The sequence below is a fragment of the Bradyrhizobium algeriense genome (genome assembly GCF_003062295.1).
Classification (GTDB): domain Bacteria; phylum Pseudomonadota; class Alphaproteobacteria; order Rhizobiales; family Xanthobacteraceae; genus Bradyrhizobium; species Bradyrhizobium algeriense.
Genome location: NZ_PYCN01000069.1, coordinates 1 through 12,304, shown reverse-complemented (window position 1 = coordinate 12,304; position 12,304 = coordinate 1). Strand labels below are relative to the sequence as shown.

The following is a 12,304-nucleotide window of genomic DNA, read 5'->3' as shown; positions in this document are numbered from 1 at the left end:
GGATCGATGGCGGCAGCAGCCAAGCCTGATCAACGTCCCAAGGACGAAATGTCTTGCTCATCCACCGTTTGAATCACGACGCTTGTTCTTCGTCGAGAAAAATCCGATTACTCGGACAGGCTCCTAGACATTCTTTGAGCTAGGCCGGATCTCCCGCAGCTATCGAGACTCCTGGAATATATCCCAGTTGCCGCTCCAGGGCGGCCAAAGTCAGGCGGGCTGAATCCAATCTCGCAGTCGCCTCGCTCAGGGCGACCCACGCTTCGTCCGATCGCGACACCGCTACCGAGCCAATCTCAAACAGGCTATGCTTGAGAGACGGCGCTTCTTCGTCGAGAATGGCGCGCCCCAAATCAAGCAGCGTGGTCGTCAGCGCTCGATGCGCGGAAGCTTCCTCTCGTTCCAGGTTTTCAACCGTGACGAGGGCCTCGCGATAGTGCCGTAACGCTTCGATGGTTCTGTTTTCAAGATCGGCATTATCGCTCATCTGCTTTTCTCCTCCTCGAGCCTTTGAGAGATTTATTACCAGCTTGAACGAACAAAGATTTAACGACTTACATAGAGGAGTGGGATCGAGGTGTCGAAGGACATCCATCCTGAAAACATCCACCTAAAAACTTCAGACGGTGACCTATGGATCCCCCCAAGGGGGTGCTGGCCAAATCTCACAATATCTGATTTTTAGATAATCTGTAAATCAGATTATTTGTCTGCCCCCTGTCTCTGGGGCAGAAAATGCCGCGTACGCTCCGATCTCCTCGGCAAAAAGCTTTGATTGCGATGCTTATTGAGCAGCGAAAAAAATCAGGTTTGACGCAAGCGCAGCTCGCAAAACGCTTGAGGCGCTATCAGTCGTTTGTGGCTACCGTTGAAAGTGGCCAGCGCCGGATCGATGTTGTTGAGTTTCTCGATTTTGCAGAAGCGATTGGGTTTGACCCGATTGATGCAATCAAGAGGCTTCGGACTGCGGTTCGTTCGCAGTAATTCGCAAGGTCCGCTTGGTGTCGTCGCGGAGTTGGTTGGAAATGAGGGTGGCGTAGTCTCCAGGGTGATCAACCTCGAATCATCCGGCGTTTGCGCGCTGGACTGGAGACCACGCCATGACGAGCACTACCACGAAGCCCGATTCTTCGCAGCCTGCAGCGGAGATGGCTGTTGATCTTTTCGACAATTGGTTTGATCCACTCGAGACCGAGTTGCGGGCTCGGGCGCGCGGATTCATCGAAGAGCTGATCCGCGGCGAGCTCGATGCCGTGCTGGCCCGGCCGCGTTACGGGCGAAGCCAGGTGACCGGGCAATGAAGCAAAAGCGGGTGTTGCAGGCCACCGCCATGGCAGTCGGAAGCGGACGCTGACCGGGACCTTCGGGCCGGTCGAAATCGAGGTGCCGCGCGCCTGGCTGGAAGATCTATGCCGACCCCGACGATCGCCGCGTCGCGGAATTCGTCGGAAGCCCCAAGATCAACCTTCTCGACGGGGTGGTGCGCGAGCGAGGCTCGGTCGACGCTGTCGGCGCCAGCTTCCAGCTTCTCTCCGATGCTCCGTCTGGGGCGGAGCTCGCGCTCGGCATCCGTTCGGAAGCCCTCCACCCGTCCGAGTGCGACGGCGCCAACACTCTGACCGGGCGGTCCGGCTCATCGAGCACACGGGCTCCGACCTCTGCGTCCACCTCGACCTCGCCGGCCTCGATCATCCGCTTATCGCGCGGCTCGCCGCCGAGCGCGCGCCCCAAATCGCGCTCGGCCAGACGCTGCATTTGGCCGTCAACCCCGACCGCATCCTGGTGTTTGGCCGGGACGGCAAGAGGCGCAGGCCCACCGGGTCGGCGGAGTTGGCTGGGATTGATCTGCTCACCGGCAAGGTCCACGCCCTTGTCAAGGATCGCCACCGCAGTCGAGAGTTCATCGAACTCCTCAGGCTTATCGATGCCGCCTATCCGCCGAACACTGCGATCAAGCTGATCCTCGACAATCATTCCGCGCACATCTCGCGAGAAACCTGGGTTCTGCACTCTTGACGACCGTGATATCGCGGATCAGCAAACGCAGCATTCGTTTGCGGTCGCAAGCTGACGTGGTCGCTGCCTTCCATAGGCGAGGAAAGTCTTTGCCGAGCTGTAGAACTTGCTGCTTTTGTTCGGCTGTGAGGCTTCGCATGGCTTGAAGCTCAAAGTCGGCAACCTCAGCCTCGAGTTCTATCATCCGCTGCATTGCGTCATTCCAGCGTTTTTCGAGCGTGCTGGTAACCAGGCGATTACTGGGGTCCGCCTCCTCATAACGGCGTTCTGCCAAGTCAGCATCGTAGCGGGCCCGCTCGATCCTTCGGTGCCATTGCGCAGAAATCGCTTGGTCTCGCGCTTCTAAGTTGGTCAGTGCTTCAAGTGCAAGTTTGATTGTCAGTGGCGTGACGGCGATTAACAGATTAACAGACGCGCAGCAATGGCGTCGTCCAGCGGCTTTGCCGGCAAAGACATGCAGTGCCGGAGCGGCGATGCGTCCCGACTTCTCGAGTTGCAGTCATAGCTCGGGTAAAGACCGCCGTTGCCGGTATAGCGTGTACTCAGACGCCGCCCGCAAATGCCGCAAAGCAACATGCCTTGCAGCAAACAGAGTCCCTCGCGTGCAGGCCCAGCGAGAACCTCGCTGTTGGTCCGGTTCGCTGCCAGGCGTCTGCGATTGGCGAGGAATTGATCCCAGGTGATGTAACCCGGATGGTGGTCCGGAATAACAACACGCCACTGATCTTGTGGCATCTGGCGCGATTGAGTACAGATCTCGCCGGTGGGGCCTATCTTCTTACAAGATTGATACCGACCAAACACGTAGGTGCCGGTTCGCGAGAACGCCGATCACCCGTGAATGGGTCAGCCGACCCCATATGAGCTTGCCATCCCAGACACCGCCGTACGACCGACGCGGAAAGAGAAGGCCGAGTTGGTGGAAGCGTTGAACCACAGCGTAGGCGCTGTTTTCTTGCTCGAACAACGTGAAGACCGCCCTGACGGCGCCTTGCACTTCCTGGTCGGGATCGAGAACGATCTTGTCGCCGTCGAATACCAAACCAACCGGCAAGGGAAAACGCAACTCACCTTTCTGCGCTTTGTTGAGTTTAGCGCCGTGGAGGCGCGCGCGAATGATGTGCAGTTCTGCCTGAGCGAACGTGCCCTTCATGCCAAGGACAAGGCTGTCGTTGAAGTCGGACGGATCGTAGCAGCCATCTCCGTCGAACACCAATGTCTTGGTGACAGCGCACAGTTCCAGCAATCGATGCCAGTCCTTGTTCGAGCGCGCCAGGCGCGAGGACTCCAGAGAAAAGATCGCACCGACTTGCCCCATAGCCACATCGCTCACAAGGGTCTTGAAGTCGTCGCGTTTGGTCATCAGTTCTCCCGACTGGGCGAGATCCCCGTCGAGGATTCGGACCTGCTCCGGAGTCCAGCCGAGCGATTTCGCTTGGTCCGCTAGATTGTACTGGCGCTCTGTGCTCTCCTGATTGAATCGCACTTGTGCCATTGTCGACTGACGAATGTAGATGCAGGCCTTTCGCATCAGATGATGATCGGCAATCTTCGAATTCAGCATGATCGGCTCCTTCGTTGAGCGACGGGGCGCCTGCAGCGAGATAGGATTCGATCATGTTGGCGATGATGGCGCCCGCCCTGGCAAAATCCAGCATTGCGACAGCCGGATCCATTTAGTCGAGACTCTCGCGACGGCGCAGAAGCTCGGCATTGATCGCGCAAATCTCGTTGAGCATCTCCTGAAGCTTGCGGTAATTGGCGAGAAACGCGGCGACTTGGGGGTAGGTCGCATTCGGCACATAACCGAGGCGCGGGCGTTCGCCGGTTCGGGCGATCGTGGACAAGTATCGCTTGGGTCCGTGCCCAGGCCCGTCGACGCAATGGCAGTTCGGCCGACCGCAGCGCTTGTAGGTCTCGATCAGCGACCCGCGTATGACCTGCTCGATTGGTGGCAGGGCTCGCACCAACCGGTGGCGGCGTCTGCGTAGAGCCGCGGACGAAGAGTTTTTCATGTTCTTCGGACCGAATCGAATCTATGTCCGAGTGATTCAGAAATCGAGTCATCGGTCAAGCCTCACTTCTTGCGTTTCAACGAACAGACGACTTCGCTGAGCGCCAGCGCGCCGGCAACATCGAAGAGCACTGGCTGTTGGCCATTAATAGGCTCACTCGGAGTGCCAGGAGGTGCCCAGTCAGTCCATTCGCGTGGGACTGCAAACGAGCCCCTCTCGGCATGGCGCAGGCTCAACGTCTCTACGCCTGAGACCTTCCTGACCTTCAGCACAACAAACTGATGACCACGAAGGGGATCAAACGGGTGGGTTATCTCGGCCGATCCCAAAGCCTGACCGGGCCAATGTGCAGTTCGAAGTAACCGTGCCGACGATCCGGGACCGGGTGGTGCAAACTGCCACCAAGCTGGTGCTGGAGCCGATCTTCGAGGCGGACCTTGATCCCGCAGCTTATGGCTACCGACCGAAACGGAGCGGGACCGAGGCGATCAAGGCGGTGCACGCGCTGCTCTGCCGCGGCTACACGCCACCGTCGTCGCCGCGCTGCGGCGCTATCTGGCGGTTCGGGCGCGTCACGGTGCGCTCTCCAAGGACTCACCGCTGTTCCTGTCCTCAACGGGCGGTTTCATCGCGAAGCGGAGGATCAATAAGGTTTTCCAGAAGCTTCGCACCGACCTCGGTTGGATCGCGCGGGGCGGCCATGGCGAGGTGCGCATCCATGACCTGCGCCACACCTTCATCTGCCGCCGCGTTCAGCTCTGGCACGAGCATGACGCCGATATCGACAACGCCATGGCGGCGCTCTCGACCTACGTCGGCCATGCCAAGATCTCCGATACCTATTGGTACCTGACCGGCGTCCCAGAACTCATGGCGGTCTCCGGCAAACGTTTCGAGCTTTTCGCAGCAAACGGCGGAGGGGGGCATCATGTCTGATCCCAACCCGACACCGTCCTTCCCCATCCTGCTTCAACGCTTTTTTGTCGAGCATCTGGGCAATCAGCGAGCCGTCAGCCCTCGCACCATCGCCGCCTACCGGGACACATTCCGATTGTTGCTTGGCTTCGCCGCGGCGCAGATCGGCAAGGAGCCCACCCGGCTGATCTTGGCTGACCTCGATGCGCAGTTGATCCTGGACTTTCTCGACCATCTAGAGAAGGAGCGGAGTAACGGTGCGCGCACGCGCAACGCCCGCCTGGCGGCGCTTCGCTCCTTCCTGAAGTATGCCGCCCACTATGACCTGACCGCGCTCCTCGTCATCGAACAGGTGCTGGCCATTCCGATGAAACGGTTCGACCGGCCGGTTCTGGGATTTCTGTCACGCGAGGAGATGCAAGCGATCCTTGACGCGCCGGATACGCAGACTTGGGCAGGTGAGCGAGATCGCGCACTGTTCAGCCTGATGTACAACACCGGCGCCCGCGTGTCCGAAGCCCTCGGCCTGCGCGTCGGCGATGTCGTCGTTGACGGCACGGCGGTCGCGCACCTGCATGGCAAGGGGCGCAAAGACCGCAGCGTTCCGCTCTGGCGTACGACCACGAAGATGATCCGCAATTGGAAGCGCCGGTTGAACGGAACGGGCGAGCAGGACTTCCTGTTTCCGAATCGGGGCGGACGGTGCATGGCGCGTTCAAACGTCACCCAGCGCCTTGAACTTGCGGTATCGGCCGCCGCAGAACGTTATCCGCAACTCGCGCGCCGCTCGATTTCGCCTCACACCATCCGCCACACTACGGCGATGCATCTCCTGCAGTCCGGCGTCGATATCAGCGTCATCGCCCTATGGCTCGGTCATGAGAGCCCCGCCACGACACACATGTACCTTCAGGCAGACCTCGCGATGAAAGAGCGCACGCTCAAACGACTGCAGCCCATGACGGCCAGTCAAGGCCGGTATCGTCCGCCGGACAAGCTCATGCAGTTCCTGATGAGCCTTTGAAATTATGCGCAGTTCGCCAGCCGGAAGTCGTCCGAGAATCCCATGGATATAGGCTCCTGTTCCTGCGAGCTGCGCATAATCACGGGGTGTGCATAATCACGCACGTAGGTCCAGATTCGCCCGGTCGTACACTTGCCTTTCGCCAGAATGCGGATGGTGGTGTCGTCACCATGAAGCCGCTCAGCCGCGAACACATGGCTCTCGATAAGGTCGAAGAACGGCATGACGGCGAACGTTCCGTGGCCGACCTGATCGGCCAGCGTCTGCGTCGACAGGTCTATCCCCTCGCACCTGAAGCGCGTGCTCTGACGATTAAGCGGCTGGTGCTGGTTAAACTTATCGACGAGGATCATCGCCAGCAAGCTGGGTCCGATGAAGCCGCGCGGCGTGGCATGGAATGGCGCCGGCGGCTGCATGATCGCTTCGCAATCCCGGCAGGTGAACTTCTCTCGCACCGTCTCGATCAGCTTGTAGCGGCGCGGGATCGCCTCCAATGTCCTGGTCACATCCTCGCCCAGCTTCGACAACCGCGCCCCGCCACAGCAGGCGCAGGTGGTCGGGGGATCGATGACGACGCGCTCGCGTTCGATGTCATCCGGCCAGGCCTTGCGTACCGGCCGCTTGCGCGTGAACGCGCGCACGGTCTGGGTTTTCGCCGCCGCGGCCCGAGCTGCAAGCTCATCCTCGGTCGCCGACATTACCAGATCTTTCAACTGCTCGATCAGCCGCGCCGTGGGTTCGGAGCGCGACCCATGCAACTCGCGTTTCAGCTTTTCGATCCTGAGCTGCAGATGAGCGATCAGCGCTTCGGTGTCGGACAGCTTTGCCTGCGCGCTGGCGGCTTCAGCCACGGCCGCATCACGCTCAGCCTCGACCCTTTGCCGCGCTTCACGCTCGACCAGCAGCGCCGCCTGGGCTCTCGCGAGGTCCGAAGGAAGATCATCCGACTTCAAATTCATGAAGCGAGTGAAATCAGATTGGCTGGCAAGTTCAATCACAAAATGCTTATCCAACTCGCGTTGGACGCCACGTTCCTTGAGGATTGCGCCAGTCGATTCCAGACAAGAGATAGCTCAATTGCGCCGGAGAGATCGTCACTGCTTCCCCTGCAACCGAAGGCGAGATGAACCTTCATCTCTCAAGTCTTTTTGTAAACAGGCATGCCCCCTGGCCATCATGCCAAATACCTTCAAAAGATCGCCGCGTTTTCCCCTGAAGCAAAAAAGATTTCCGCCAAGAGGATCTTGCTTGAGCACTTCCTGCACGCGGAGAGCCAAACTCGGAAAGCCGCACCGCATGTCGGTGTAGCCGGTCGCAAGCCACACACGAACGCCCGTCGGAATTGGGATCATCGTCCCTCCAGCACTCTTAAGACCCGCGATAGAGCGGCGATGTCGACATCCACTCCAACGATCAGACGAACACCGCTGCCGAGCACGATCTCTATCCGTCCAACAACCTGCTCGCAGCGAGCGGCGTCACGGCTCCCATCGCTTCTCGTTGGATCCGGCTCAATCAGAGCCGCAATAAACCCGTGTTCGCCATCTTTGGGTTAAGCGCTCCAAGAGCGCCCTGTCGCGCCAGGCGTCGCCATCCGAACAGTTGGCCAGGAAAAAGTCCGTGGCGGCGAGTAACAGGATCGCCACAGCAATAACTCTCCTCCACAATCCGCTGCTTCGCTTCAATACTGAACCGCCGCCGCCGTCCTGTGTCGACAACCTCCATAACTTTCGCATTATTGGCAGTAGATATGGTGTCCATACTGCTTGTAATCATGCAATAGCCAACCTCTGCAAGGCGGCCGCCCTCGGATGCGTACAGCGTGTCCGATGTAACCACATTACAAGTGCAGCGCGATTCGACGTTGACGCTCCAGAATTTCAGATCTCTATAAAGGAAATCCAACGCGCCAACCCGTGCGTTCGCTATTGAAAGGAAGCCAAGTTGCCGCTCGTAAAACTTCCATCACCGCACTCCGGGCTCAGTCAAAGTGGAAACAGCGTTCGGCTATCACCTGAATTGAGTACGCTTTTGGATATTGATGCAGGCGACTATGCGCCGATGGACGATCCGAAACTATTTATGAATTCTCGTGAACGCCGGCTTATGGCGTTGCTAAGAGCTGTTAAGGCCCGAGACGAAAAACAAACGAAAAACAATTGCAGCCAAGTGTCTTGAAGGATCGCTTACATGGCCGGTGATAATGACATGTCTGACGCCGCTGACGCCGCTGACGTCGAAGATCTCGACGCCTCCGCTAGACGATTGGCGGCGCTTGAACTCAGGGCAAGCCGGCGTACCGACGCCGCCAAACTTCCCTCGAACGACGACCTGTTGATTGCGGTCGAAGACACCACACTTAGAAAAAACGGCATCACGGTAGTGTCGTTGAATTCGGATGGTTCCGAAGACCTCCCAGCGAAAAACGTATACACATTTTTTACTGGTGCGAAATTTCAGGCTCTCTCCATGTTGGGCACCAAAACCGTCAAACAGATGGACGAGGAGCTTGTCTACATCAGGTACGGAGACAACTACTATACCAAGAATGGACTTTGGACTGCCATCAAGGCTCCAGACGGCCAAAAAACCACGGTAGAATACAAAAATTCTGAGTTCAGGAAAATCACGACATCACTTGGGCTCACAGCGGAGCGTGATAACGACCTTTTCCAAGCCAACAAAGTAGTGTTTAAGGACGGGAAACGAGAAATCGTTCCGACTTTCAAACTCGATGGCGAAGCGCAAATTTACAAGACTCCAGCCGGGAACAGACGACGGGAGGTCGCCCATAAAAATCCGCATACTAGCGGCGAGCAGGCTCCGGACATCATGGTTCGAATGAAGGGCGGAGTCATGAAGGGGCTTTCGCGCCTCCCGGACGATGGTTATGAGGAGTGTACGGCTTCGGACTTAGAGATGGAACTTGGCGGCGACGTATGGCTGAAGTCAAAACTTCACGGCTACCAAACCATCGACTTCATCGAGCGCACGCTTGGGCCCAATCAAGCGACCCACCGCTTACGCGACTATGTCGGCGAAAGCCGCGGGTATAACCAGGATACCCATCGTGCCTATGTGAAGATCGATACGACATACTTCCCGATAAAAGATGTTCTCGGGAAACTACCCGACGACGTAGCGGCACAAGCCGTCCAGGGATCACCCTCCATGGATGCAATGGACCATCGGATCATAATCAGGATGCCGGAGGGCAATACGTTCGTCACGCCGGATTTTCTTGGAGGCCCAACGCGCTTTCCTAAGTACTTTCAGGAGGTGTGCAAAGAGCATGGTATCAATCCGCAATGGGGCACGTTCAAACCAAATTGGGATGAGATGCTCGATAAGTATGCATCCCATGATCGCGTACTCGTGGCGGTAGATGAGACCCTTGTTGAAGGTCATTCAATCGAATTGCCGAAGGGCAAATCCATAATCGACATGTACACGCCAGAAGAGATATTCTATGCCGACGATGGAGAGGCTAGAGGTGTAAGTTACACGAAACCCTCATTTACGTCGCTTGCTCAAACTCTGCAGAGGGCTCACCAAGAGAGGAATAAGGATAAAGCGCTGGATCTTCCAACGAGCGTAACGGATAGGCTTCTGTCGCGTCAGGAGGCCGAGTCGGGCAACACCAGCGATATGAGCAAGCCGCAGCGGCCGCCAGGCAGCAGATACGACGATCGGAACGACAGATCACGCGACGTTGCCCGTAGTTGGGGAACCTGACAATCGTGCGCACGCAGCCGCGTGTCAGTGGCGAAAGCCGGTTGTCAAAGGACAGCCGGCAACGCCCTTCCGCGCGACGCTGTGCATGAGTTTTGCTGCCTTCCATGTTCCCTTTCGATCGAAAAGCTTTGCAGAAGATCCAACTCATGGTCGACATTCAAAAAAAACCGATCAAGCTGAGAGATCCTGTCTATAAGAACGCGCGTTCCGTTAGGCGCGAAGCAGAGCAGCATCTTCGAGCGCGGGAAACGGCCGACAAAGCTCGCAGAATAGATCGCAGGCTTAGGAGACCGAGCAAACAAGCGACATATGCCAACGAGATGGAACTCTTTGACAAAGTGAAAGAGGGCTATCACGGGGAGATCGGCTACAAGCTCCTCGGCAACAAGAAGCTAGCAATCGATAAGAATGGCGAGCGCACGCGCAAGAGGGGCGTGGTCAGGAAGACCACGGAGGTCCTCAAACGTGGGCCGCAGTCAGACGCTGTTTACATCAGCCAGCTTGAAAGGGAGGATTGGCGGAAAAAGGCGCGTTACGACTTTGACGCGAAGGGAGAACTTCGCTCCCACAGCCTCGAATTCAAAGATGGCAGTTACCGTGAAAAATGGGAACGGGACGAAAAAGGCCAACTGATTCGCACCAGCTACTACACGGACAGGCTTCGGGACGGTCGGCTCTTCAGGGCGATTTCTGAGGAGATTAGCGCCCCTTACGAAAGCGGGGCCGATAACAAGAAATATCGAATCCTAACGCGTATCAAAGGCTCCAGAAAAGAAGTTTTCGAGCGAGACGAAGACGGCAATCTGGAACTGATCGGTCGCGAAAATCGCGGCTTCTCGAAGTATTCGAGAAAATCGCAAGACAGGAGAACTGAGGTAACCGAAACCAAAACGCTCTTTGGTGTCAAGTCATATACATCTCTACTGGATCCGCAGGGAAACGAGCTGGGCAGAAACATTACGTCCCATCGAAGGCTTTGGACCAAAAGGTCGGCCACGTTCGACGAAAGCACCTATCAATTAACCGAAACCAAACAGACCCTTGGCAAGTTGTACAAGCGTCAAACGAAATATGTGGGCAGCAATGCGAAGGTCGTTACAACGAAAGTGTTGGGAATAAAACTGAAGACGCGCCTAAAGGGCCTCCAAGAGCATGAGCAAAATGCCCAGAAAATGAGAGCTGCAGAAGCAATGCAGCATAAGGCGGCTTGGGAAAATACCGCTCGTTTTGACGCTCCTTCGAATAAAGAGAGTTGCGTGGACGACGATCACTATTCGAACAGCATTTCTCCCAGAAACATCGACAAAATAATGTTGGCGGTGCAGTCACGGGCCACGGCGGCGCGGGAGAACCCACTTGCTTCCGGTTCTGCGAACAAATCCGAAGCGCTTCAAGTCGACCTCGGCAAGGCGCAACCTCCTAAGTATCAAAGCATGTTGGACAGCGGTGGAGCGCACCGGGAGTACTATGAGCCGTCGGGCATGCCACTGTTGGCAGCAGCGAGTCATGGTGATGAAGCAACTAAACTAGCAGGTGCGGACACGGCTTTAGAGATCTTACCCACCTTCGATACTGCAAACAGAAACGACACGATCAAAGATGATTTTAGCAAGACGCAACTTCCTACGAATAAAGAGAGTCGCGTGGACGACGGTCACCATTCGAACAGCATTTCGCCCAGAAACATCGACAAAATAATGTTGGCGGTGCAGTCACGGGCCACGGCGGCGCGGGAGATCCCACTTGCTTCCGGTTCTGCGAACAAATCCGAAGCGCTTCAAATCGACTTCGGCAAGGTGCAACCTCCTAAGTACCAAAGCACGTTGAACAGCGGTGGGGGGCTCAAGGGACAGGATTACCCGTGGGGTATGCCACCGTGGAAAGCAGCGAGTCATGGTGATAAAGTAACCAAACCAGCAGGCGCGGACACGACGCCAGAGGTCTTACCGACCTCCGATGTTGCAATCAGACTCGAAGCGATCAAAGATGATTTTAGCAAGGCGCAACCTCCTAACTGCCGAAGTAGTAACGCCGCCGCCAGCGCGGCACCGAACGGTAGGAAAATGGCTATGATGGAAGCCGCAAGGCGTCGTGACGAAGCAGCGGAGAGAGCTGGCCTCGACACGCGACCTGTGGCGAGCATGGGTAGATGCTGATGTCGAACCGGCAATTCGCGACATTGTCTGACTGGAGCATTTGCGGAGGTGTGGATAGAGCTAGGATCTCGCCGGACTGGATGGAGTTGAGGGATCTCGGATCGTCATTGCGATGCCAGTCATCATTCCTGCGGGCTGGGCGCCGGGACGCTGCCATAGATGCCGGGCCCGATTTCCTTTTCGATGATGAGTGCGAAGCCAAGAGCGGCGTTGCCCTTCCCGATGTCGATCGCTGCAAAAATCGAACGCCCATCGTGTGACTTGAAACGGACACGGCACAAAATTGCGACTGTGACCGAAGCTAGCGACCGTACTTTTGACTCGGGACATCAGACGATCATTGGGTTCGAGCCGGAAACTTGAAAGGCTTCTATTCGGTGCAGCTTTGTCGCTGCTCGTGGGTCTATTTCTGGCGAGCGCCTACGCCAACTTCCAGCATGGAG

Annotated in this window: 16 protein-coding genes and 1 pseudogene; 8 read left to right on the top strand and 9 right to left on the bottom strand. The window is 57.0% G+C overall.

From position 1 onward, the window contains the following. Positions 1-139: 139 nt before the first annotated feature. Entirely contained in the window at positions 140-487 is a 348-nt protein-coding gene (locus C7G61_RS40980; RefSeq protein ID WP_108523214.1) for a hypothetical protein, read from the bottom strand. A 248-nt stretch (positions 488-735) separates the two neighbouring features. Between C7G61_RS40980 and C7G61_RS40975 the strand changes: the two genes are divergently transcribed. From C7G61_RS40975 to C7G61_RS40955, 4 genes and pseudogenes are all read left to right on the top strand, one after another. After that, complete coding sequence (locus C7G61_RS40975; protein WP_108523213.1) at positions 736-984, top strand: helix-turn-helix domain-containing protein; 249 nt, start codon at positions 736-738, stop codon at positions 982-984. Between the two features lie 116 nt (positions 985-1,100). Continuing rightward, positions 1,101-1,401, top strand: a pseudogene (locus tag C7G61_RS40970) (IS256 family transposase); the annotation flags it as partial. A 195-nt stretch (positions 1,402-1,596) separates the two neighbouring features. After that, on the top strand, positions 1,597-2,016 hold the full coding sequence (locus C7G61_RS46665) for a TOBE domain-containing protein (protein ID WP_244608735.1): 420 nt from the start codon (positions 1,597-1,599) through the stop codon (positions 2,014-2,016). Between the two features lie 106 nt (positions 2,017-2,122). After that, positions 2,123-2,362 (top strand): hypothetical protein, encoded by a 240-nt coding sequence (locus tag C7G61_RS40955; RefSeq protein ID WP_108523212.1) that lies wholly within the window; start codon positions 2,123-2,125, stop codon positions 2,360-2,362. Between the two features lie 50 nt (positions 2,363-2,412). On the opposite strand, the gene C7G61_RS47745 is transcribed toward C7G61_RS40955, so the two are convergent. The 5 genes from C7G61_RS47745 to C7G61_RS44295 all read right to left on the bottom strand — a co-directional run bounded on the left by C7G61_RS47745 (position 2,413) and on the right by C7G61_RS44295 (position 4,853). Further along, on the bottom strand, positions 2,413-2,820 hold the full coding sequence (locus C7G61_RS47745; protein WP_420836839.1) for a recombinase zinc beta ribbon domain-containing protein: 408 nt from the start codon (positions 2,818-2,820) through the stop codon (positions 2,413-2,415). Further along, complete coding sequence (locus C7G61_RS40945) at positions 2,795-3,580, bottom strand: recombinase family protein (protein WP_244608734.1); 786 nt, start codon at positions 3,578-3,580, stop codon at positions 2,795-2,797. The genes C7G61_RS47745 and C7G61_RS40945 overlap by 26 nt, the downstream gene beginning before the upstream one ends. Positions 3,581-3,692: 112 nt before the next feature. After that, a complete protein-coding gene (locus tag C7G61_RS47310) occupies positions 3,693-4,031 on the bottom strand; it encodes a DUF6788 family protein (protein WP_108523209.1) in 339 nt (112 codons plus the stop codon). Between the two features lie 62 nt (positions 4,032-4,093). After that, positions 4,094-4,360: a DUF5372 family protein gene (locus C7G61_RS47740; protein ID WP_190242240.1), complete on the bottom strand. Its 267-nt coding sequence runs from the start codon at positions 4,358-4,360 to the stop codon at positions 4,094-4,096. A gap of 283 nt (positions 4,361-4,643) precedes the next feature. Beyond that, positions 4,644-4,853, bottom strand: coding sequence for a hypothetical protein (locus C7G61_RS44295; protein ID WP_145963797.1), 210 nt, complete (start codon positions 4,851-4,853; stop codon positions 4,644-4,646). Between the two features lie 106 nt (positions 4,854-4,959). Between C7G61_RS44295 and C7G61_RS40930 the strand changes: the two genes are divergently transcribed. Continuing rightward, positions 4,960-5,970, top strand: coding sequence for a tyrosine-type recombinase/integrase (locus C7G61_RS40930; protein WP_108523207.1), 1,011 nt, complete (start codon positions 4,960-4,962; stop codon positions 5,968-5,970). 2 nt (positions 5,971-5,972) lie between these two features. Here the strand turns inward: C7G61_RS40930 and tnpC are convergent, their stop codons facing one another. The 3 genes from tnpC to C7G61_RS47735 all read right to left on the bottom strand — a co-directional run bounded on the left by tnpC (position 5,973) and on the right by C7G61_RS47735 (position 7,695). Then, complete coding sequence (tnpC, locus tag C7G61_RS40925; RefSeq protein WP_338026188.1) at positions 5,973-6,929, bottom strand: IS66 family transposase; 957 nt, start codon at positions 6,927-6,929, stop codon at positions 5,973-5,975. A gap of 135 nt (positions 6,930-7,064) precedes the next feature. Next, on the bottom strand, positions 7,065-7,322 hold the full coding sequence (tnpB, locus tag C7G61_RS40920) for an IS66 family insertion sequence element accessory protein TnpB (protein ID WP_374226562.1): 258 nt from the start codon (positions 7,320-7,322) through the stop codon (positions 7,065-7,067). Positions 7,323-7,485: 163 nt separating this feature from the next. Next, entirely contained in the window at positions 7,486-7,695 is a 210-nt protein-coding gene (locus tag C7G61_RS47735) for a transposase (RefSeq protein WP_420836840.1), read from the bottom strand. A 219-nt stretch (positions 7,696-7,914) separates the two neighbouring features. Here C7G61_RS47735 and C7G61_RS44290 point away from each other — a divergent pair, with 219 nt between their 5' ends. From C7G61_RS44290 to C7G61_RS40905, 3 genes are all read left to right on the top strand, one after another. After that, entirely contained in the window at positions 7,915-8,148 is a 234-nt protein-coding gene (locus tag C7G61_RS44290) for a hypothetical protein (RefSeq protein ID WP_145963795.1), read from the top strand. 12 nt (positions 8,149-8,160) lie between these two features. After that, positions 8,161-9,705 (top strand): VirE2 family protein, encoded by a 1,545-nt coding sequence (locus C7G61_RS40910; RefSeq protein ID WP_108523205.1) that lies wholly within the window; start codon positions 8,161-8,163, stop codon positions 9,703-9,705. Positions 9,706-9,851: 146 nt separating this feature from the next. Beyond that, a complete protein-coding gene (locus C7G61_RS40905; RefSeq protein WP_108523215.1) occupies positions 9,852-11,861 on the top strand; it encodes a hypothetical protein in 2,010 nt (669 codons plus the stop codon). Positions 11,862-12,304: the final 443 nt, after the last annotated feature.